At 57.6% G+C, this 21,998-nt stretch carries 22 protein-coding genes; 14 read left to right on the forward strand and 8 right to left on the reverse strand.

All coding sequences use genetic code 11. From position 1 onward, the window contains the following. Positions 1-8 precede the first annotated feature (8 nt). Positions 9-941 (forward strand): spore coat protein U domain-containing protein, encoded by a 933-nt coding sequence (locus H5P17_RS15365; protein ID WP_044550239.1) that lies wholly within the window; start codon positions 9-11, stop codon positions 939-941. A 135-nt stretch (positions 942-1,076) separates the two neighbouring features. After that, on the forward strand, positions 1,077-1,316 hold the full coding sequence (locus H5P17_RS15370) for a DUF1480 family protein (RefSeq protein ID WP_044550237.1): 240 nt from the start codon (positions 1,077-1,079) through the stop codon (positions 1,314-1,316). Positions 1,317-1,370: 54 nt separating this feature from the next. Here the strand turns inward: H5P17_RS15370 and H5P17_RS15375 are convergent, their stop codons facing one another. Beyond that, complete coding sequence (locus H5P17_RS15375) at positions 1,371-1,973, reverse strand: hypothetical protein (RefSeq protein ID WP_182823815.1); 603 nt, start codon at positions 1,971-1,973, stop codon at positions 1,371-1,373. Position 1,974: 1 nt separating this feature from the next. Next, complete coding sequence (locus H5P17_RS15380; protein WP_044550232.1) at positions 1,975-2,367, reverse strand: ASCH domain-containing protein; 393 nt, start codon at positions 2,365-2,367, stop codon at positions 1,975-1,977. Between the two features lie 343 nt (positions 2,368-2,710). Here H5P17_RS15380 and yniD point away from each other — a divergent pair, with 343 nt between their 5' ends. Both yniD and H5P17_RS15385 read left to right on the forward strand, forming a co-directional pair. Beyond that, on the forward strand, positions 2,711-2,803 hold the full coding sequence (gene yniD / locus H5P17_RS26655) for a small membrane protein YniD (RefSeq protein WP_369982358.1): 93 nt from the start codon (positions 2,711-2,713) through the stop codon (positions 2,801-2,803). An 18-nt stretch (positions 2,804-2,821) separates the two neighbouring features. Further along, positions 2,822-2,959 carry a hypothetical protein gene (locus tag H5P17_RS15385; protein ID WP_017892602.1) on the forward strand — a complete coding sequence of 46 codons (138 nt, stop codon included), beginning with the start codon at positions 2,822-2,824 and terminating at the stop codon, positions 2,957-2,959. 33 nt (positions 2,960-2,992) lie between these two features. Here the strand turns inward: H5P17_RS15385 and H5P17_RS15390 are convergent, their stop codons facing one another. Beyond that, positions 2,993-3,160, reverse strand: coding sequence for a hypothetical protein (locus H5P17_RS15390; protein ID WP_182823881.1), 168 nt, complete (start codon positions 3,158-3,160; stop codon positions 2,993-2,995). A gap of 165 nt (positions 3,161-3,325) precedes the next feature. Here H5P17_RS15390 and H5P17_RS15395 point away from each other — a divergent pair, with 165 nt between their 5' ends. After that, positions 3,326-3,535, forward strand: coding sequence for a hypothetical protein (locus H5P17_RS15395; protein ID WP_044550229.1), 210 nt, complete (start codon positions 3,326-3,328; stop codon positions 3,533-3,535). A 150-nt stretch (positions 3,536-3,685) separates the two neighbouring features. On the opposite strand, the gene H5P17_RS15400 is transcribed toward H5P17_RS15395, so the two are convergent. Both H5P17_RS15400 and H5P17_RS15405 read right to left on the reverse strand, forming a co-directional pair. After that, entirely contained in the window at positions 3,686-5,116 is a 1,431-nt protein-coding gene (locus tag H5P17_RS15400; protein WP_182823817.1) for a serralysin family metalloprotease, read from the reverse strand. Between the two features lie 308 nt (positions 5,117-5,424). Further along, positions 5,425-6,768: a 2-hydroxycarboxylate transporter family protein gene (locus H5P17_RS15405; RefSeq protein ID WP_020826531.1), complete on the reverse strand. Its 1,344-nt coding sequence runs from the start codon at positions 6,766-6,768 to the stop codon at positions 5,425-5,427. 464 nt (positions 6,769-7,232) lie between these two features. Between H5P17_RS15405 and pckA the strand changes: the two genes are divergently transcribed. Further along, on the forward strand, positions 7,233-8,852 hold the full coding sequence (pckA, locus tag H5P17_RS15410) for a phosphoenolpyruvate carboxykinase (ATP) (protein ID WP_044550224.1): 1,620 nt from the start codon (positions 7,233-7,235) through the stop codon (positions 8,850-8,852). Positions 8,853-8,900: 48 nt separating this feature from the next. On the opposite strand, the gene H5P17_RS15415 is transcribed toward pckA, so the two are convergent. Both H5P17_RS15415 and H5P17_RS15420 read right to left on the reverse strand, forming a co-directional pair. Beyond that, entirely contained in the window at positions 8,901-10,151 is a 1,251-nt protein-coding gene (locus H5P17_RS15415) for a Zn-dependent hydrolase (protein ID WP_182823819.1), read from the reverse strand. Next, on the reverse strand, positions 10,148-11,527 hold the full coding sequence (locus H5P17_RS15420) for a dihydroorotase family protein (protein ID WP_182823821.1): 1,380 nt from the start codon (positions 11,525-11,527) through the stop codon (positions 10,148-10,150). The genes H5P17_RS15415 and H5P17_RS15420 overlap by 4 nt, the downstream gene beginning before the upstream one ends. Positions 11,528-11,703: 176 nt before the next feature. Between H5P17_RS15420 and H5P17_RS15425 the strand changes: the two genes are divergently transcribed. The 5 genes from H5P17_RS15425 (at position 11,704) to hutH (ending at position 18,584) form a co-directional block, all read left to right on the forward strand. Beyond that, complete coding sequence (locus tag H5P17_RS15425; protein WP_044550217.1) at positions 11,704-12,600, forward strand: LysR family transcriptional regulator; 897 nt, start codon at positions 11,704-11,706, stop codon at positions 12,598-12,600. A 202-nt stretch (positions 12,601-12,802) separates the two neighbouring features. Then, complete coding sequence (locus H5P17_RS15430) at positions 12,803-13,894, forward strand: DUF917 domain-containing protein (RefSeq protein ID WP_182823823.1); 1,092 nt, start codon at positions 12,803-12,805, stop codon at positions 13,892-13,894. Then, positions 13,891-15,549 (forward strand): urocanate hydratase, encoded by a 1,659-nt coding sequence (locus H5P17_RS15435; protein WP_182823825.1) that lies wholly within the window; start codon positions 13,891-13,893, stop codon positions 15,547-15,549. Before H5P17_RS15430 ends, H5P17_RS15435 begins: the two co-directional genes overlap by 4 nt. Continuing rightward, complete coding sequence (locus H5P17_RS15440) at positions 15,546-16,886, forward strand: MFS transporter (protein ID WP_182823827.1); 1,341 nt, start codon at positions 15,546-15,548, stop codon at positions 16,884-16,886. The genes H5P17_RS15435 and H5P17_RS15440 overlap by 4 nt, the downstream gene beginning before the upstream one ends. Before the next feature lie 51 nt (positions 16,887-16,937). After that, complete coding sequence (gene hutH / locus H5P17_RS15445; RefSeq protein ID WP_182823829.1) at positions 16,938-18,584, forward strand: histidine ammonia-lyase; 1,647 nt, start codon at positions 16,938-16,940, stop codon at positions 18,582-18,584. Between the two features lie 25 nt (positions 18,585-18,609). Here the strand turns inward: hutH and H5P17_RS15450 are convergent, their stop codons facing one another. Continuing rightward, complete coding sequence (locus H5P17_RS15450; protein ID WP_182823831.1) at positions 18,610-19,266, reverse strand: TetR/AcrR family transcriptional regulator; 657 nt, start codon at positions 19,264-19,266, stop codon at positions 18,610-18,612. A 94-nt stretch (positions 19,267-19,360) separates the two neighbouring features. Here H5P17_RS15450 and H5P17_RS15455 point away from each other — a divergent pair, with 94 nt between their 5' ends. The 3 genes from H5P17_RS15455 (at position 19,361) to H5P17_RS15465 (ending at position 21,933) form a co-directional block, all read left to right on the forward strand. Beyond that, the gene (locus H5P17_RS15455) at positions 19,361-20,059 is read left to right on the forward strand and encodes a DAPG hydrolase family protein (RefSeq protein WP_182823833.1); all 699 of its coding nucleotides are present in this window, start codon (positions 19,361-19,363) and stop codon (positions 20,057-20,059) included. Between the two features lie 86 nt (positions 20,060-20,145). After that, entirely contained in the window at positions 20,146-20,532 is a 387-nt protein-coding gene (locus H5P17_RS15460; protein WP_182823835.1) for a GFA family protein, read from the forward strand. 90 nt (positions 20,533-20,622) lie between these two features. After that, a complete protein-coding gene (locus H5P17_RS15465; RefSeq protein WP_182823836.1) occupies positions 20,623-21,933 on the forward strand; it encodes an MFS transporter in 1,311 nt (436 codons plus the stop codon). The last annotated feature ends 65 nt before the right edge of the window (positions 21,934-21,998 follow it).

Here is a 21,998-nt window from a genome sequence, read left to right on the forward strand (position 1 = left end):
AGACAAATATGATCCGTGGAACCAAGGCGTTATTGCTGGCGCTGCTCTTGCTCGCAGGCCGCCAGGCGCTCGCCGACTGTACCACCACCAATGGTACCGTGACCCTGCCCGGCAGCAGCTCTTTTGCCGTCTACAACGGTTCGCTCAGCGCTCAAGGTACCGCCGGACTCAACTGCACCGGCCTTGGCCTGTCGCTGCTGACGCAAAACACCGTGACGGTTAAAATCAACTCGACCACCCACAATATGGCGCTGGCCAATATCGACGGTTCCGGCGATCAGATCCCTTATTTGATATACCCCGATGCGAATTACCAGTATCCCTACAGCGTCGGACAAACCATCGATTACAGTTCACTGAACCTGTTAACGCTGATCCTGATCTCTCCTAACGTCAACTTCCCGCTGTATATCAAAACCACCGCCGGGGCTAACGTACGCGCAGGGACCTATACCGATACCGTCAACCTGGTGTGGAACTACCATATCTGCGGCCTGGGCCTGCTCGGAATCTGCGTCTGGTGGGACGGCACCAATAAGCCCAGCACCGTGAACATAAGCCTGACGATCACCAAAGATTGTTTGCTGGGCACCGCGCAAAACGTCAATTTCGGCAGCATGGCATTGGTGGGTCAGTTTAATCCGGTGAACCAAAGCATCACCCTCACCTGCACTAAAACCGAGGGTTACAATACCTACTTTACCGATGGTAATAACCCCGTCACCGGATGGCGGCGAATGAAAAGTGGCACCAGCAACTATCTGCAGTATCAAATTTACCTGCCCAACACCACCACGGTGTGGAACAGCACTAACAAACAGGCCGGCTCCGGTACAGGGCTGGCGCAAAGTATTCCCTATCTGGCGCAAATCAACCCGGCACAAACCGAAGTGCCGGTGGGCACCTACCAGGACAACCTGAGTTTTGTCGTGGAGTATTAAGCCCCTGCGCTAGCCGCTGAATGCTCATGTTGCCAGTTTGTATTTTTTATGTGGCATTTTTTGCTCACTTGGCTATGCTGATTAAGATGACCAACTGGTCACACCTCATACCAGCACAGCAAGCAAGGAGTTCCAATGGGCAAAACCGTGGTGAAAATAGGCAGTTTCGAGGTCGATGATGCGCATTTGTCCTCCTCGCCGGAGCAGGTCAGCACGCTGGCGATCCCTTGCAAGTCGGATCCCGATCTGTGCATGCAGTTGGACGGTTGGGATGAGCACACCAGCATCCCGGCAATACTCGATGGCAAGCAATCGCTGCTGTATAAGCAACATTACGATCGGCAGACCGATGCCTGGGTGATGCGGTTGGATTGAATGAAGGAATACGGAAGAACGCGCGCTGTTTCGCTGGGAACAACGCGCGTTTTTTTATGCGATTGCTATACCGCGCCCGGCGAAGAAACGGGCAAAGCTGCCCAAAGGTAAAGTCACCTGCTGACGCGTTTGCGGCCGATCGCCAGACGGATTGTGGAAGGTCACGCTCTGCGCCTCAGCGGCGGTAATCAACACCAGATGGCCACCTCGCAGTGGCGGTGTCTGTTCAGGCTGGCGGATACCGGGATGTACCGAGGCCATAAAATAGCGTCGCTGCGCCAACAACTTCGGCAGCGCCTCTGCCTCGATACCCACCTGAACCTCCGCCTCCAGGGCAAACTGCTCACGCACAAAGTCGACAAAGGGCGCATAAATCAGCCCCTTGATACGTTCACCGTCACGCACGTAAGCCCCATAAGGCAAACTGCGGCGCGCCAGTTCCAACAGCGGCGGCGCATCGCCGTCGCGGTGGCTCAACACCATTTTCAGGCAGGCCATGCCACAGACGTGGTTAGCCCATTCGAGATATTCCGCCCGATCGCGCGCGCCGCTGAGCGCCCAGTTGGCGTCATCCGCCAACGTCACACGACCGGCAATCAGGTCGGCCGCCAGCTCAGGCGTCGCCCATTGGCAGAAGTAAGGAACGGGGGACGTCAAATCAGAAAGTCTCTGTCACTTTGAAATTCATCAGCACCAGCGTCATGTCCGGTGAGAACAGCTCATATTCTTCAAAGAAGCTCTGCAGTTCTTTACGCCAGTAGGCCAGCGAACGGTCACCTTCCCCTTCGGCAAAAGCATGGGCCTCATCAACCTGATCGTAGGTTTTCATCTCTACCGACGTCAGTTCCACCGCGCAAACCGGCTGACCTTTACCATCCACCACCACGAATACGTCACCGGCCAGCGGGATGCCTTCGCCGTCAAGATTGGAGCAGGTTGCCGTCTTGGTGCCGTTGAGGATCAGCTTGGCCACGTCGTCAGCCTGCTGCTCGGTCTTGCCGAACGCCCAACGCTCGGTATTTTCGTATTTCTTAGGAATTTCGATCGCCATTGCCATACCTTTTTAAATGAATCCTTGTGCAGACAGAATAGTACAACGTATCCGCCGCTGCCTGCACTGCCGAATTCGCCCCACAGCCGCCTTATCGGGCTCTTTTACCGGCTGTTTGGGGTAAATCCCTGTGCCTATGCCGGGACAACAGGCATACTGTGGACGCAATTCACTCAATGGCTCTCGGCCAGGCGGTAAAATGAAGAATGACGACAAAGACCCCGATGACACCTTCAGCGACCTGTTAAAAGTTCTGGCGGTCGCCGTGATTGTTATCTTTGTTATCGGCGGCTGGTATTTCAGCTGATCACTAAAACAGGAGGTCACATTGGCCACCAAACGTATGCGCAGCAAGCATTGGAAGATGTTTTTGATATTGTTACTGATCTGTCTCGCCCTCCTGTTATTGCGCTGGGCGGCGATTGTCTTTGGCTAATGGCAAGGAGCAGGCCCGATGGCAAAACGAAATGGCAACGGCGTACAAATCGCCTTACTGCTGCTGGCGCTGGTTATTTTGGTCTGCGGCATTTTGATGATCACCACCGAACTGGGTCATCAGGTGCTTGAAGAGATTGAAGATATTCTAGAGTAACGCCAGTCCGGCCGGATACTGACACGCCTTCTTTCAGTGTTCCCGCTTCGCGGGTTGCTTAGCCTCAGGCTCCAACAACTCACGTAAATAGGTAATTCTCGCCTCCCCCTGCGGCAGCCATAACCGGTACAGCCAATGTTGCGCTTCAGCCCGCCGGCTGCGGCGATGGTACTCAGCCAGTTTATCGACCAGTTTCATCATTCACCCTCCAGATATTCGACACCTTCAGTATTGGACGAAAAAACCAGAAGAAACACTGATGGCTTGTTTTTTATACATCCGGTTTTGGCATTGTGCGATCGGTACGGTGGCGCCTCCTGACCTCAACTGCTACATTGACCAAAAATCACCCAGCCGAGGTAACCCATGATGTACTCGGAGCAGGAGATAAAAACCGTGTGGGACGAAGTGGCGCGTTTGATCGGCGACAGCGTGATGCAGTTGCGTCATCGCGGCGAGGTTTTATCGGTCGAAACGCTGGCAAAACACCTGGCGCAACAACTGGCCGAAAGCAACGACATTGAACGTCGGATCTTGATCGGCGCGGCGATCAACATGTTGAAAGATGGAAAATGAATCGCCAACCGGAATGGTTGGCGATTCGGCAGAAGCCCGAGGTATGCAAGCCCGGCCTTCTGTACGCTACTATGTCAGGCTAACATGACGAAATTAATAGGAATTGTCGTGTTTTTCCCAATAAAGCACTATTTTTGTTGCCCGCAACCGTCAAACCAGCACGAAATCACTTTCCACCAGCGGCTGGCCAATCACTTTCACCAGGAAGTCGCTGCTGTCGAACCCACCTCCCAGATTGATTGCCACATCACTGACGTGATTGAGTTGATCGTAAGTTAACATGGCTTCACCTGCCTTACCGCTGAACTGACTAACGAACTCGATGCCATTGCTGCTGCCGGTGTTGAACAGCGTCAGATCGATTTTGTCTTCACCGCTGACAAAATCCGCGATCCAATCCGGCGCATCAGCACGTGATTCGTTGGCGCCGAAATAAACGAAGGTATCCTTGCCCTCATTACCAAACAGATGATCCGCTTCACCTCCGCCGTACAAGATGTCATCCCCCGCACCGCCGATCAAAATGTTGTTGGTGGCGTTGCCGATGATCACATCGTTGCCGGATCCCCCAAACGCATTTTCGATGGTCACGCCGGCGGCAATCGATACGTTCCCCTTTAATCCCCCCACGTCGGAGAAGGACTTCTCGTTGAGGTTAATACGCTGATCCTGGCTAAAGCCCGAGAAATCAAAGGTGTCCGTACCACCGGCATCCCAGGCGCTGAACACAATTTTATCCTGTGCGTGGGTGGCGGTGAGGAAATCACGATCGGTATTGGAATTAAAGCCGTAGACCGTATCTCCGCTACGGGTGGTCATATTGGCGCCATAAAACTGCTGGATCGCCGTGATGTCATTTAACAGCGGTGCGGAAGAATAAGCGCCCTGGAAATCCTGACCGGTGCTGCTCTCGTCAAAATAGCTCATCACGCTGTGGGCGCGGCTGTCTTCAAAATAGGTTGCGTCATTGTTGTAAGTGATACTGACGCCGGGCGCGGCATTGTAATCCCCCGGGTGCTCCAACCCCAGTGCATGACCAATCTCATGGGTCAACGTCTGGCGACCGTATTCGTTTTCATTGAGCAGGTCATTGGCAAACACGTAGCTGGTGGCGTTATACCAGGTTTGGCCGGCCACCGAGGGCGAGGAATCAGGGTAATAAGCAAAGGCGTAAGAGCCGCGAGCACTGACATCGAACAGGCCAAAGGTGATATTGGCGCTTTGGGTATCGCTGGTTTCGGTGAAAGTGATATTGGCCACGTCCGACCAGGATTGCAGTGAAAGTTTTGCCTGTTCTCGTTGCAGCTCGCTAAAGCTGCTAAAGCCGCCGATCGCCATGCTGGACATATTACCGGGTGCTTGTTCCCAGAAGCTGTAACTCAGATTAACCGGGGTATCGGTCACGCCTTTGGCATGCCAACCGTTGTCACCGCGGATCAATGCCAATCCGGCATCTTCAAAACTTTTCGAGGGGTGAATGACGTTCAGTCCAGGATCGCTGTCAGGCTTATAAGCCCCCTGAAGGGCCAATACGGTGGCAGCTTCTGCGGAGGCGTTAACGCGTTGATTGCTTGATGACATTAGAGTATCTCCATATTCGTCATTTCAGTGAGTCGATACGCTCACTGTCGGATGGCCTTAATGGCCGTGTTCCGGTGCTGAATAAATACGGGGATCTCGGTAATGCGGTTGGCACCCTCCATGAGCACTCTAAATGAGAACGATAATCCCTTAGAGAAAAGAATAGACGCTTTTTATAAAAATACAGAACTATCCGATTAAAAATATCCTCGCTAATCTTCATTCCATTTGAGTGCTTATTATTAGCGGCAGGCGAAAATAAAAAAACCGGGGCAATCCACCCCGGCAATCCTTAATTTAGCCCGGATTCAAATTAACCAACCCAATAACAGCGTGGCGCCAATTACGGTGGAAGCACCGCCGATACGCGTGGCGATTTGCGCAAACGGCATCAATCCCATTCGGTTGGACGCAGAAAGGATAGCCACGTCGCCGGTGCCGCCCAATCCACTGTGGCAGCAGGTGACAATCGCCGCTTCAACCGGGAACATTTTCAGGTAGGGCGCAATCAGGAAACTCACCAGCCCCATCGACAACACCACCGAACCGCAGACCACCACATAGCCGACGGAAAACACCGCCACTACGCTTTCCAGGGGAACATACAGCATGCCGAGGCCAATCATCAGCGGCCACACCAGCGCGGTAGAAACAAACTTGTAAAAGCTGTGCGCGCCGGTTTCCATCGAGGTCGGGATCACCCGACAATATTTGCACAACACCGCAAACAGAATCATCAGCACCGGACCGGGAATATGAACGATATGTTCGAACAGGCCGCCGACGATGAAGAAGGCGCAGATCACCAATAGCCCGCCGCCCATCAGTTGGAAATCGACGTTACCGCTGGTTTCCTTGATATCGAACACCGCGTTTTCCTCCGCAGAGCGGATCAGCATGCCGTCACCGCTCAGCGCCTTGCGCTTCATGCCAAGCCGCGCCAGCACCCCGGCCGCCACAATGGCAAAGATATTGCCCAACACCGCAGCGGGCGCCAGTTGTGCGACGTACACGTCGGGCGTCGAACCCAGAATGGCGGAATACGCCAACGACAGCGGCAAAATGCCCTCGCCGATACCGCCACCGATGATCGGCACGATGATAAAGAAAAAGGTGTGGTAGAAGGTAAAACCAAACAGCTTGCCCACCAGCAATCCGGTTGCCACCGCCGTCACCGTGCCCACCACCAGCGGGACGAACATACGGATCATGCCCTGGATCAGAATCACCCGGTTCATGCCAAGAATACTGCCGACCACCAGACTGGCTATCACAAAGTACAGCAGATTGGCGTCTTTCATCAGCAGATGAACAGTACCCATCACGTTGGGCTGGAAGAAATTAAAGTACACCAGCACCGAAGGCACCATCAGGCACAGAATGGCCGGGCCGCCAATATCACGCAGTACCGGAATGCTTTTACCTAAATGCGCCAGCGCAAAGCCCAGCGTCATGATCACCGCCAGGCCGCCGATCATATTCTTTGGCAGGAAGTTGGCGTAGGCCGATACGGCGACAATCGCGCAAATGGTGATAAACAGTGCGACCGGTACGGCGCCGATATCCATTTTCCGCAGGTGGTTAATCAATCCTGATGAATCAGGTTGCGGTATCTCTTTCTCACAGGTCATTTCTGCATTTATCTGTTTCATTATTCACCCTGCTGACAAGCGTTCAGTGTGGAGCGGATCGTCTAATGACATATAAAATAATTTATAAACTTTAAAAGGTACGTTTCGGAATGGGCTTTTTATAATAAATAAAATAGTGGACAGCACTGACGATATGATAAAAAATAAAAATACAAAACTAAATTACCTCTTATTAATTCAATATTGTGAGCCCCCACCAATGTTGGTTTTAATTAATTATCGTCAGCGTTTTGTAATTAAATTAATCAGGCGCTAATTCACTGCTATGCTATAGATGGAAGTAAAAATCCGTGCGTTTATTAATGAGAACCGGAGCGGCAAATAGCTGAATCCGGTCAGCTTGTACCCGAGCCTTGCTCTGCACGCGGCACCGTGCGGAAAGCAGGCACATAATATATGCCCTATCGCTTTCAAAGGCCGCGGTCAGAAAGACGAAGGGCATAGAACTAATAAGGAAGTAGGATATGTCTTCAATCGCGATTACCCCACAAACGCTGGCCCGCTACGGTATCCATCAGGCTACCGAGATCGTCCATAATCCAAGCTATGAACAACTGTTTATCGAGGAAACCCGTGCCGACCTGCCGGCGCTGGAGCGCGGTACGTTAACCACGCTGGGCGCGGTCAACGTCGATACCGGCGAATTCACTGGCCGTTCTCCGAAAGACAAATACATCGTGCGTGACGACACCACGCGCGATACCGTTTGGTGGTCCGATAGCGGCACCGGCAAAAACGACAACCAGCCGCTGTCGCCGGAAGTGTGGCAGCATCTGAAAACGCTGGTGGGTAACCAACTTTCCGGCAAGCGTCTGTTTGTGGTGGATGCCTTCTGTGGCGCCAACGCAGACACCCGCCTGAAAGTGCGTTTCATCACCGAGGTGGCCTGGCAGGCGCACTTTGTCAAAAACATGTTTATCCGCCCGTCGGATGAAGAGCTGCGGAATTTCGAGCCGGACTTTGTGGTGATGAACGGCGCCAAATGCACCAATCCTGACTGGAAGCAGCAGGGGCTGCATTCGGAAAACTTCGTCGCCTTTAACCTGACCGAGCGCATACAGCTGATCGGCGGGACCTGGTACGGCGGCGAAATGAAAAAGGGCCTGTTCTCAATCATGAACTATCTGCTGCCGCTGCAGGGTATTGCCTCGATGCACTGTTCAGCCAACGTGGGCGAACAGGGTGACGTGGCGGTGTTCTTCGGCCTGTCCGGCACCGGCAAAACCACCCTCTCCACCGATCCCAAACGCCAGCTGATCGGCGATGACGAGCACGGCTGGGACGACGACGGCGTGTTCAACTTCGAAGGTGGCTGCTACGCCAAGACCATCAAGTTGTCTCCTCAGGCGGAGCCAGAGATTTATCAGGCTATCCGCCGGGACGCGCTGTTGGAAAACGTGCAGGTACTGGCCGATGGCAGCATTGATTTCGACGATGCCGGCAAGACGGAAAATACCCGCGTCTCTTACCCGATTTACCACATCGAAAATATCGTCAAACCCGTGTCCAAGGCGGGGCATGCCAGGAAGATCATCTTCCTGACGGCGGATGCCTTCGGCGTACTGCCGCCGGTGTCACGCCTGACGCCGGAACAAACCCAATATCACTTCCTGTCCGGCTTCACCGCCAAGCTGGCCGGCACCGAGCGCGGCATCACCACCCCAACCCCGACCTTCTCCGCCTGTTTCGGCGCGGCGTTCCTGACGCTGCACCCGACGCAGTACGCAGAAGTGCTGGTCAAACGTATGGAAGCGGCCGGTGCACAGGCCTATCTGGTGAATACCGGCTGGAACGGCAGCGGCAAGCGTATTTCCATTAAGGACACCCGCGGCATCATCGACGCCATTTTGAACGGGGAGATCGAGCACGCCGACACCTTCACCCTGCCAATCTTTGGCCTGGCGGTACCGAAGGCATTGCCGGGGGTGGATCCTTCGATCCTCGATCCGCGTAAAACCTACGCCGATGAATCATTGTGGCAGGAAAAGGCGCAGGATCTGGCCCAGCGCTTTATCGATAACTTTGCCAAATACACCGTGACTGCGGCAGGGGAAAAACTGGTGAGCGCCGGGCCTAAACTCTGATCGCCGGCGCGCCTTATTAACCTTACAAGGGGCCTGCAGGCCCCTTTCTTATGCCAATTGCTTATCCAGGTTGAGCAATGCCTGCGCCAGCACCCTGGCCCCGTCGGCCAGCTGTTGCTCGGTAATCGACTCCTCAGGGCAATGGCTACGCCCATTCAGACAGGGAATAAACACCATCCCCACCGGCCCGGTCGACGCCATATAAACCGCATCATGCCCGGCACCGCTCGGCAGCCGGCGGCCGGCCAACCCCAGCGATTGCGCGGCTCCCTCAATCGCCTGCATCACCGTTTCCGCGCAGGCGGTAGGCCGTGCGCGGCTGACATGTTGCAATTGCGTCTGTAAATCCAGACTCTGCAAACGTGGCCGGCAGTTTTCCAACAGCGCTTCCGGGAAAGTGTCCAACAGTGGCTGACTGTCACTGCGCACCTCCAGCATCAGCTCTACCTGCCCTGGCACCGCATTGGGGACATTTGGCGTCATGGCGATGCGCCCTACGGTCGCCACCACATAATGCGGATTACCGCTTTGCTGTAACGCCATCGCATGCGCCTGCTCAATCACATGCGCTGCCCCGACCAAAGCATCGCGACGAATATCCATCGGCGTGGTACCAGAGTGATCCGGCTGCCCAAGCACCGTCACCAACACCCGGCGGATGCCGACGATATGCGTCACCACGCCAATCGGCAGGTTCTGGCGCTCCAGCACTGGCCCTTGTTCAATGTGCAGCTCGACGTAAGCGGCGGTACCGCCCGGCAGGCGCAGCGGCCGGGTCAATTTTTCCGGCTGAGCGCCAATACGCGTCATCGCTTGTGCCAGCGTTTCGCCTTGCGCGTTTCTGGATGCCAGCATGCCGCCGTCCAGTTCACCGCTCATCGCCCGGCTGCCCACGCAGGAAATACCGTAGTCGCTGGGTTCTTCGGACAGAAAGTCGATAACCTCAAACGGGTGCTGCAAAACTATCCCCTGCTGGTGCAGACCATGGGCCATCTCAATCCCCGCCAGCACGCCGATAATGCCGTCATAGCGGCCGCCGCCCACCACGGTATCGCAATGCGAACCGGTCACCAGCGGTGGCAGATCGTTGCGCAGCCCGGCGCGCCGACCGATCAGGTTGCCGCCTTCGTCCAGCGTCACCGTCAGCCCAGCCTGCTTCATTTGTTCCGCCAGCCAGGCTCGCGCCTCGCTGAACAAGGGCGTAAAGGCCCGCCGCGTCCAGGGCACATCCGGCAAGGTCATTTGCGCCAGATGATTGACTCGCGCCCATAAGCGTTCACTGTTGATTAACTCGATCATTGGCCTGCTCCATTGGCAGCGTGCGGGCGCAGAAACTGTCCCGAGCCCGGCGAATTGAGAATGCGGCCCTCGGCAAAGACGGCCTGGCCGCGACAATAGGTGGCTTCCACCCGTACGCTGAACTCCATGCCTTCGAAGGCGCTCCATTTCACCGCCGACAAACTGTTAGCGGGATCGAATCTGTAGCGCTCGGGCCGCAATACCACGAAATCGGCGTCCATACCTATGTCAAACCCCCCTTTGCGATCGTCGAGCAGAAAATGCCGTGCAGGGTTACGACACAGCAACTGTGCGACGGTGGTCGGCGCAATACCGTGCTGCTCGCAGCCGGTCCACAACGCCGGCAACAGCGTCTCCAGCCCGGGGCCGCCGGAGGCGTTTTTGAACACGTTGTCGTCCCCTTTGCGCTCCAGGCCCCAACTGACGTGATCGGAAGAAACGAAGGTGCAGTCGCCCTGGGCAATATGGCTCCACAACAGTTCGGTTTCCGCTTTAGGGCGGATCGGCGGGTAGTGTTTGGTCTTGGCGCCAAACTGGCGGGTATGCTGTTCATGGTTGAGCATCAAATACTGTACGCAGGTTTCAATACTGACCGGGTAGCCTGCCTGCCGATACATCCGATACAGCTCGAAACCGCGTGAAGTGGAAACATGCACCGCATGGGCGCGAGCCCCGGTTTCCGCCCCCATTTCATAAATTAGCGCCGTTGCCAGATTTTCAATCAGCGGGGTGTGAGCACGCATAAATGCATCCCAGCCGGTGTCGCCGGCCTCGACCATTCGCTGGATATTTTTACGCGTCAGCTCCTGCATCTGGTTGTGTACCGCACAGGCCAGCCCGGTCGGCGCAATAAGCTCAAAGGCATGCATCAGGTCGTCTTCGTCTACCCGAGGAAACCGGCCCGGCGTAGCTTCGAAGGTGGAAAACTTAAAGGCACATACCCCGCCTTCGATCAGTCCGGCAGCGGCATCGAACCCATAGGTTGCGTTCAGGGTGCCAAACAGCGCTACGTCGACGTGGCAGTCACGCTCCACCTCGGCAATTTTTGCTTCCAGCAGAGCGCGGCATGCCACCGGCTCCGGATCGTCATAAGGCATATCGACCATCACGGTGATACCGCCCGCCGCCGCCGCCCGCGACGCCCAGCCCAATCCTTCCTGATTCGCCTGGCTGCCGGAATGCACCTGACCGTCAATCACCCCCGGCAGGATCCACTTGCCGCCGGCGTCGATCACCTGCGGGGCCTCCGGTGCCTGACCGCTGCCGCTGCCGATGATTTTACCGCCGGCGATGGCCAGCCAGCCTTCCGGAGTCACCCGCTCGGCATCCACCAGATTGCCCTTGACCACCAGTTCTGGCCGTTGACTCAGATTCATAGCGCCACCTCTCTTATTCCATTGCATAGAATAAATGCATAAAAATGCATATATCTCAGGTTATCAATCGGTCGATTGTGCCGACAGTCAGGCCAGTGTAGGGTGAGGCTATCTATTCTGTCTTATGCTTGTTTATCACTCGTGCATAACAAAATGTTAACCATCGTGGAGGGGCTGTGCGTTTAAACCTCAAGCAAATCGAAGTGTTCCGCGCCATCATGCTGACCGGCTCGATCAGCGGTGCCGCCAAGCTGCTGCACGTTTCACAACCGGCGGTATCCCGGCTGATCGGCTACACCGAACAACGGTTGGGTCTGACGCTGTTTGAACGCATCAAGGGGCGACTGTACCCGACCCCGGAGGCTCGCCACCTGTTTGTCGAGGTCAATTCGGTCTATCAGGGCGTTCAGCGGGTTAACGAAGTGGCAGAGGACCTGATCCAAAACCGTATGGGCCACCTGCGTATCGCCTGCAGCCCAAGCCTGGGGCAAGGACTGATCCCCAGCGCCATCGCCAAGTTCCACGCACAATTGCCCGAAGCGCGGGTGATCCTGCACACCATGATCCCGGACGTGCTGCTCCAGGCGGTGCTGACGCAGCAGGTTGAACTGGGGGTCGCTTTTCTGCATGAAGGCCATCCCAACGTGCATTCGCGCCAGCTGTATGAAAACCGGCTGGTGGTAGCGTTGCCTGCCTCGCACCCATTAACCGCCAAAAATGTGATAGGGATCGAGGATCTGATCGACCAGCCTTTTATTGGTTACGGTGCCGAGATCCCGATCGGCCAACTGGTGCGCAAACTGTTAAGCGACGCCGACATCATTCTGCGCCCTACCGTCGAGGTGCAGCAGATCCACGTCGCCTGCGCGCTGGTACAGGCCGGGGTTGGCATTGCGCTGATCGATGAAATTACCGCCAACGGCCCGGTGTGGACCAAGGTGGTTTTCCGGCCCATCGAACCCACCGCCAAAACCCCCATCAGCATCGTACACGGCATGTACGAGCCCCTGTCACGGCTGGCTCAGGCGTTTATTGCCACCCTCGAATCCGTACAGATCCACTGGTCGCGCTAACGCATTTCATCGCAGCTCCCCAGGATGACGGCGGCTCATTTTTTGCGCCTGAAGCATGGGTTAACATTGTGTTATACGCAGGTGATAAAAAGTAATGCGACATTTTGGTTAACCGCCCCCTAGTATCGAATTCCGGTAGCGCAACTATTCACAGATTATTCATTCAAGCGCAATCTCACCGATACTTTCAGGAGCACAGACCATGGGGCGTGTTTTAACACTTAGCGATGTGGAGGCCGCGGTAAAAGGCGGTTCGGTATTTGCCTGCGGCGGTGGCGGTTGGGTTGCCCACGGCCTGGAGCTTGGGCGACTGGCGGTAACCATTGGCCGGCCGGAACTGGTCAGCCTCGAGGAATTGAACGATAACGACTGGATCGCTACCGCGGCAGCGATTGGCGCCCCCGGCGGCCTGACCGACTGGCAAATGCTCGGCGTCGACTACGTTAAGGCCGTGCAGTTGGTGCAGCAGGAACTGGGCGCCCCTATCGCCGGATTGATGGTCGGACAGAACGGTATGTCCAGCACCCTCAACGGCTGGTTGCCTGCCGCGATCCTCGGTTGCAAGGTCGTCGATGCGGTCGGCGATTTGCGCGCCCACCCGACCGGCGACATGGGCTCCATCGGCCTGGCTTCCAGCCCTGAACCGATGATCCAGGCTGCCGTCGGCGGCAATCGGGCCAACAACGCCTATATCGAACTGGTGGTGAAAGGTGCCACGGTCAAGGTGTCGCCGGTGCTGCGCAAAGCGGCAGACATGTCCGGCGGCTTTATCGCCAGCTGTCGCAACCCGATCCCCGTCGCCTACGTACGCCAACACGCTGCGTTGGGGGGCATCAGCCAGGCGATTGCCTTGGGTGAAAGCATTCTGGCGGCAAACGGCAACGGCATCGTCGAGGCCATCTGTCGCCACACCGGCGGCAATATTATCGGCAGCGGTAAGGTGGCCGCCAACAGCCTGCGTTATACCGAAGAGGCGTTTGACGTCGGCATCGTGACTGTCGGCCAGGGCAAGGACCTGCGCCGTATCCATATCATGAATGAACATATGGCGGTGGAAGACGCCCACGGCGAGCGTCTCGCCAGTTATCCGGACGTGATCACCACCCTCGACAAGGCCGGCAACCCGATCAGCGCCGGGCAGTTAAAGCCAGGTATGGAAGTGGTGATTTTCCATATGCATCATTCGCAGTTCCCGCTTTCCTCGTCGGTCACCGATCCGGCGGTCTATCCCCCGGTGGAGAAAACCCTCGGGATTGACTTACGCAGCTACCTGCCGACGGGAGATGCCGCATGAAAAGAACCTTTGAAGTGACCTCGGGCACCGAGCTGCGCTGCCTGGGCTGGCGGCAAGAAGCGCTGTTGCGTCTATTGGAAAACGTACTGGCCGTTGGCGAAAACCCCGACGAACTGGTGGTATATGCGGCATTGGGACGTGCGGCGCGTGACTGGCCGTCACACGATGCCATTGTTCATGCGTTAAAAGCCATGCGTGAAGACCAAACGCTGCTGGTGCAATCCGGCAAGCCAATCGGCGTGCTGCAGACCCACGCTAATGCCCCCCTGGTGATCATGGCCAACTGCAATATGGTCGGTCAGTGGGCGAAGGCGGAGAACTTCTACCGCTGGGAAAAAGAAAACCTGCTCTGCTGGGGCGGGCTGACCGCCGGCGACTGGCAATATATCGGTTCGCAGGGGGTGATCCAGGGGACTTATGAAATCTTCTCGCGCATCGCCGAACGGCATTTCGCTGGCGATCTGCGCGGCCGCTTTATCCTCACCGCCGGGCTGGGCGGCATGGGCGGTGCGCAACCGCTGGCGGGCACCCTGGCCAACGCGGCAATTCTGACCGTCGAGGTCAATCAGGCCAGTATCGACAAACGGCTGAAAAACGGCTTTTTACAGCACCAGGCGAAAGATCTCGACCAGGCACTGGCGATGATCGCCGCCGCACAACAGCGCAAAGAGGCGCTGTCGGTCGCGCTGCTGGGCAATGCCGCCGAAGTCTACCCGGCGATTTTGTCTCGCGGCGTGATTCCTGACATCGTTACCGACCAAACGGCGGCGCACGACCTGGTGTACGGTTATGTCCCCGCCGGCTACAGCCTTGAGCAGGTGGCGGCGCAACGCGAGGCGGATATCAATGCGCTGATGGACGCCAGCCGCCGCTCTATCGTGCAACACGTAGAAGCCATGATCGGCTTTATGGATCGCGGCGCGGTGGTGTTCGATAACGGCAATCTTATCCGCACCCACGCCCACCAGGGCGGCGTGTCACGCGCATTCGAGATCCCCATATTCACCGAGGCCTTCCTGCGGCCGCTGTTTTGTCGCGCCATCGGCCCATTCCGCTGGATTGCCCTGTCCAACGACAGCAACGATATTCGGGTGATCGACGACTACCTGCTGCAACGCTTTGCCGATAACCGCATCGTCAGTAACTGGATCACCCTGGCGCGCCAACATGTGCCCTTTGAAGGCCTGCCGGCGCGCATCGCCTGGCTCGGTCACGGGGAACGCACCGAGCTGGCGCTGGAAGTGAACCGCATGGTAGCGGACGGCCGTCTTTCCGGGCCTATCGCCTTCACCCGCGATCATCTCGACGCCGGGGCGATGGCTCACCCGAATATCATGACCGAAAAGATGAAGGACGGCTCCGATGCGATCGCCGACTGGCCGCTGCTCAATGCGCTGGTCAACTGCGCCTCCATGGCGGATTTGGTGGCGATCCACTCCGGCGGCGGCGGTTACAGCGGCTATATGACCAGCTCAGGCGTCACCACCATCGCCGATGGCAGCGCCGCGGCGCAGCAACGCCTGCAATTGTCGATGACCAACGACACCAGTACCGGCGTGATGCGATACGCCGACGCCGGTTATCAGGAGTCGCTCGATGAGATTGCCGAAAAATCCCTGCCCTATATCTCACTGCCTCGCGGAGAACAACGATGAATAAAAGCACGGTTCCGCCCATATCCCCCCTGCTGGCTGCCGACACCGCCGTTACGCCGCGCAAAAGCCGTGGGCGCAAAGCGATTGCCGCCGCTTCTATCGGCAACGCGCTGGAATGGTATGACTTCTCGGTGTACGCCTTCTTCGCGGTGTACATCGCGCAGAACTTTTTCCACCCCAACGATGCCGGCACCCAACTCTTTGAAGCCTTTCTGGCCTTCGGTCTCGGTTTCGTCATTCGCCCGCTCGGCGCCCTGGTGATCGGCGCTTATGGCGATCGGGTTGGCCGCAAGGCCGCCCTGACCCTGACCATCATGACCATGGCGGTCGGCACGGCGATCATTGCCTTTGCACCGCCCTACAGCGCTATTGGCATAGGCGCCCCTTTATTGATCCTGTGCGGCCGGGTGCTGCAAGGGTTTTCCGCCGGGGGCGAGGTGGGCGGCGCGGCCGCATTTTTAATCGAACACGCCCCCGCGCACCAGAAAGGCCAATACGCCTCCTGGCTGCAGGCCAGCATGGGGATCTCCAATATCCTGGGCGCTCTGGTCGCCACCGCGGTCACCCTGACGCTCAGTCACGAACAGGTAGGCGACTGGGGCTGGCGTATTCCGTTCATCATCGGCTTGTCGATCGCTCCGATTGGCCTGTGGATGCGTAAAACCCTGGAAGAAACGCCGCTGTTTGCCGAAGAGCAGGCCCGGCGTCAGCGGGAGCAATGCGCTCCGGAAAAGCCGCTGAGACAGCTGTTCCGAACCCATCGTCAGGCCGTGCTGCTGGGCACCGGGCTGTCTATTCTGTGGGCGGTCAGCGTCTACGCGCTGATTATCTATATGCCGATTTACGTTCAGCGCGTGCTGCATTTCGAGAGCCATCAGGCGTTTTTAGCGGCGCTGATCGGTAACTGCTTTATGGTGGTTTGCTGCGTAGCGGCAGGTGCCTGGTCCGATCGCATCGGTACCCTGAAAATCCTGCAGGCCGGTGCCGCCTTGTTGCTGGTTGCCAGCTACCCCTTGTTATTGCTGCTCGACGCTTACCACACCACCGCGATGCTGATCCTGGTACAGACCCTGTTTTGCATGCTGGTGTCGCTGTTCGTCGGCGTGGCCCCTGCGGCACTGTCCGATCTGTTTCCCACCCAGGTCCGGGCCAGCGGCATGTCGGTGTCCTATAACCTGGCGGTGACGGTATTCGGCGGCTTTGCACCGGCGATCCTTACCTGGTTGACCCAGAATACCGGCACCCGCTTTGCGCCGGCCTGGTACGTGATGATCGCCAGCTTGCTGGCGCTGATCACCCTGTATTTTATCGCCCGCCGTCCGGCGCAGCAGTCCTGAACCGAACAACGTTAAAACATCATAAAAATCAACAACAAGGGTTTACTTATCATGCCAGGAAAATTCGCTTTATCGCTGTTGGCCGCGCTGACGTTCGGTTACCACCCATTGGGCTTGGCTACCGTCACGCTCGATGGACACTCTATTACCCCGCACCTGATTGCGCAGGTCGCCGATGGCGAAGCGGTGAGCGTCGCGCCCGTCGCCATGGAGCGCGTGACACGGTCACATCAGGTGCTGATCGAAGCTGCGCAGAGCGGGCTGAAAATCTATGGGCTGACGGTGGGCGTCGGATTAAACAAGGACCGGCCCATGGTCGACGTCCACGGCAAACTGACGCAGGAGGTGATCGACGCCTCGAAAAAATTTAACGTCGGCCTGCTGCATGCCCACTCTGGCGGTATTGGCGAAGCCATGAGCGTCCGCATCGCGCGGGCCACCATGGTCACCCGGCTCAATGCCCTGTTGAGCGGTGGCGGCGGTGTCCAACCGGCGATTGTCGACGCCTATGTCGCTTTTCTCAACAAAGGCATCACCCCGGTGATCCCGGCAGACGGATCGGTGGGCGAAGGGGATATCACGGTGATCAGCCACATTGGACTGGCAATGCTCGGCGAAGGTGACGTGTATTACCAGGGCAACAAAGTGGCGGCCAAAGCGGCGCTGCAAGGCAGCCAAACACCGGCCATTGCCCCCTATGCCAAAGACGCGCTGGCGATCCTCAGTTCCAATGCCTATTCCGCCGCCAGCGCTGCACTGGCACTGGATTCGCTGGCCCACCTGATGCAGGTCAATACCTTGACCTATGCGCTCAGCCTGCAGGCGCTGAACGGCAACCTCTCGCCGTTCCTCGCCAATACCCTGGCGCTACGCCCTTACCCGGAAGTGGCGACCATGGGGAAAAACCTGCGCGAGTTGCTGACCGGCTCCAGCCTGTGGCAGCACGATGACAGCCGCCCCCTGCAGGATCCGCTGAGTTTTCGCTCCGGGGTTTATCTGCTGGCGGAGCTCCAGCGCAGCTATCAGCAGGCTTATGACCAGTTGCTGGTACAGTTAAACAGCTCCGACGACAATCCTGGAGTGGCACTCGACGTTACGGCACCGTCGCAGCGGCCGCAGGAGGCGGTAGGTTACGTCAGCAAAGGCAGTCTGCAAGGTGCCGTGCTGCCGAGCGCCAACTTTGAGCCGCTGCCCTGGGTGCTGGCCTTTGAGCAATTGGGATTGGCGCTGGCGCATAATTCGCTGGCCAGCGCTCAACAGGTGGTCAAGCTGAATAACCCGGCGTTTACCGGCCTGAGTCGTTTTCTCGGCACCGACCACACCGTGCACGCCTTTGGCGCGATGGAAAAGCCGGTCATGATGCTGGCGATGCGCAATAAAGAGCTCGCCATGCCGGTATCGCTCGATTACTTCCCGGTCGCCGGCGATATTGAAGACATCGCCACCAATGCGCCTTCGGTAGTGGCTCGCGTTCAGCAGCAGGTGGACAACAGCTATCAATTGCTGGGGATCTTGTTGGTGCATGACGCGCAGGCAGTGGATTTGCGCCAGCAGCGGCACAACGGTTTTACGCTATCCGCCCCCACCGCAGCACTCTATACGGCGGTGCGCAAGCAGGTGCCGTTTATCGAGGTTGACCGCCCGCTGGCGCCAGACTTCGCCGCGGCAGAGCAGTTGCTGCGCCGGTACGGTAAGTAAAAAGTAACTTGCCCCCCCACCAGCCTCAGGGCCCGGACGACGGTGCCCTGAGCAAACCCGGCAACACCAGTGCCAACGCCGCCGCTATGCGAGTGTCGATCGCACTGCCCGGCGGCAACAGGCCAAGCGCCATCTGACGTAAGGGTTCTGCCATCACCATCGCCAGCAGCAGATCGCTGATTTGCGCGTAATCTCGTTCATACAGCCAGCCACGGCGTTGCTGACGCTGCAGCCACTGCGCCACAATCGCCCTGCCGCGTTCAATGCCGTTGCGCTGATAAGCCGCCAGCAAGTCTTCACGCCCCGGAAATTCACTCTGCAGCAGGCAAAACATCCCCACCGCCTGCTCGCTCAGCACCTGTCGCGCAATGGCCTGCAAGCCCTGCGACAACAGCGTCGGTAGCTCTGTCGCCCGCTGCGCGTCCTGTTCAAACACCGGCGCAAAGGCGTCGGTCCAGCTCGCGATCGCCTGCGTCACCAGCGCATCGCGGTTCTCGGCAAAGCGATACAGGGTTTTCTTCGCCATGCCCGCCCGCTTCGCCACCGCGTCCACGGTGGTGGCGGCATAGCCCTGCGTCAGCAACAGCGCCAGGGTGGCCTCCACTGCCGCCGCGCGTAACTCCTCTTCCGGAGCCGAGGGCCTTCCACGCGTACGCGGTTCGGCTTCCACTTTATTTGCCATCACAGTTCCTCGAAGTCGTTGACAGAGTCAGCATAGCGGCATAGCCTCATTTAGGAAACAAATATCGTTTCCTAAATAAAAAAGGATGAGCGTGATGACACATCAATCACTGATGCTGCCCTGGGGCGTAAATGATATCAACGAGTTGCTCAAACCTGAACCGCTGCGGCTGGAGATGGGGCTGACACGCAACAGCGACGGCTGGTTAACCGTGGCAATCCGTACCGATCTGCATGGCTGCAAGGGCCGCATGCTGGATTGGTGGTTTACCTTTTTCGATACCACCCAGCATATCCGTTGGTGGCACCCGCACGATCATGTCGAGCACCGCGGCTGGGATCAGCACTGGAGAAAAGGCCAAAGCTACGTGGGCGCCAGCATCGACGCGGTGGAATGGTTAGCCGAGTTGCCGCCGGTACCGGCACGGCTCAAATTTCACGCGGCAGAAGACTTTTTTGCCGCACAACCTTTGCGACAGGCGCGGGACGGTCAGGCGTTATCCGCTGCCGTATGCGCACGGATCGGCTTTGGCGAGCAGGTGGCTCTGGACGACTACGGCGATCCGCTCGACGGCGAAATGCTGCATCTGGCCCGCGATACCCCCTATGGTTGCGTGCTACGCAGCCGTTTTCTGTTGGGGAAATCCTGTGCCAACGCCCATGAAGAACTGCCGGACGAGGTTGGCTTTAACCTGATGCGCCATTGCTACAATGAATTCAGCTATCTGGCGCAATTCCTGCCTTCGCTGTACTACGCCGAAAACGGCCACGAGACCGCCCCCTTACCCTGGTAATCATTCGCCCCGGCGTTTTATTTTCCGCCAGGGCCTTTATAGTAAGCTCAACCTACAGGCTACAACGACAAACGACAGGTGAAGCGATGGAAAAACGGCGGTATTCAGGTGGCTGTCTTTGCGGGCATATCCGTTTTCAGGCCGTTGGCCAGCCCGGTAATCCTCACAGTTGCTCATGCGAGTTCTGTCAGCGTCACTCCGGCGCGCCAACGTTGTGCTGGGTTGAGTTTCCGCGTGAGGCCGTCAGTTGGATCGGTGCCGGCGGCATGCCTGCCCTGTACCGTTCTTCCGACTATTCCAGCCGCGCCTTTTGCCCACGTTGCGGCAGTACTCTGGGCGCTGTCGATGACGAACCGACCGTCGCACTGGTCACCGGCAGTTTTGATCGTGGCGACCTGGCGGCGCTGCGCCCCACCGCGCACTCCTTTGCCGATGGCTGCCCCGACTGGTGGAAAATCGACGACATCGTCTGAGGCCTTCACACTTCCCGTTTAAAATAATTGATTGTTTTGCCGTAAGAATTTAGAACTGAATGACAATAATTCAAACGCACGGGAATGGGGATGGACACACAAACAGCGGTTATCGACGCACGTCAGTCGCGTCAGGCCTTGCTGGCCGGATCGGTCGGCAACTTTATTGAGTGGTACGAATTCGGCGTTTACGGTTTTCTCGCTACCGTGATCGCCGCCAATTTTTTCACTCTGCAGGGTGAAAGTGAAATTACCAGCCTGATCCTCACCTATGCCGCCTTTGCGCTGGCCTTTTTCTGTCGCCCGATAGGCGCCGTGATTTTCGGCCGCATCGGCGATCGCATTGGCCGCCGACCGACGCTGATCGCAGTCTTGTTGCTGATGACGGTGGCCACCGCCCTGATCGGCGTGATGCCGACCTATGCCTCCATCGGCGTCGCCGCCCCGCTGCTGCTGACCCTGTTGCGCATGTTCCAGGGGCTGTTTGCCGGCGGGGAATTCGGCGGTGCGGTCTCGCTGATGACCGAATTCGCGCCAAAGGGAAAACGTGGCCTGTTCGGGGCCTGGCAGTCGCTGACCGTGGCCTTCGGGCTGTTGGCGGGGGCCGGACTGGTGGCGCTGTTGGCTGCGCTTTTAACCCCTGAGCAGTTGCATGACTGGGGCTGGCGTATCCCCTTCCTGCTGGCGTTGCCGATGGGCGCGGTAGCACTGTGGCTACGCTTGAAACTGCAAGAAACACCGACCTTTACCCAGGCGCAGCAAAACCTCGGCACCCAGGTGCAAGCCGCCGAGCTGAAGTTAAGCGGCGTGGTGAAAACCATCGCGATCGGCATTGGACGCATGATGGGCTGGTCTGCTGCCGGCTACACCTTTCTGGTGGTGATGCCGTCCTACCTGCAAACCTCGCTGCACGCCACCTTCCAGCAGGCGTTGGTGGCGACGGTACTGGCTAACGTCGGTTTCGCCCTGACCATTCTGCCCGCCGGCATCCTCAGCGATAAGCTGGGACGCAAAACGGTGATGCTGACGGCGGTAGTGGCGGTGATCCTGTTCACCTTCCCGCTGCTGCACCTGCTGCAGGACCCTCAAAGTTCGTTGCTGGTCAAAGGCATCGCAGTGATGATCGCCGGTGCGGTCGTCGGTTTGCTGGCCGGCCCCGGTCCGGCGATGCTGGCGGAGATGTTCCCGACGCAGGTGCGTTATACCGGCCTGGGGCTGGCCTATTCGCTTTCTAACGCGGTATTTTCCGGCTCTGCCGGGCTAATCATCACCGGTCTGATCAAACAGACCGGCAACCTCGATATCCCAGCCTACTACGTGGTTGCCACCTCGGTAGTCAGCCTGTTCGCGCTGATGACCCTGCGGCGCGACGACCATCTCCGTTCACTCAACGAACGTTAACCCTGCGGGGCGCACTGCGTCCCTCAGATTATTGACAAAGGGGGATAAAAGCGTGGTTTTTCCCC

It is taken from the genome of Serratia sp. OS31 (assembly GCF_014164835.1).
GTDB classification, from domain to species: domain Bacteria; phylum Pseudomonadota; class Gammaproteobacteria; order Enterobacterales; family Enterobacteriaceae; genus Serratia; species Serratia liquefaciens_A.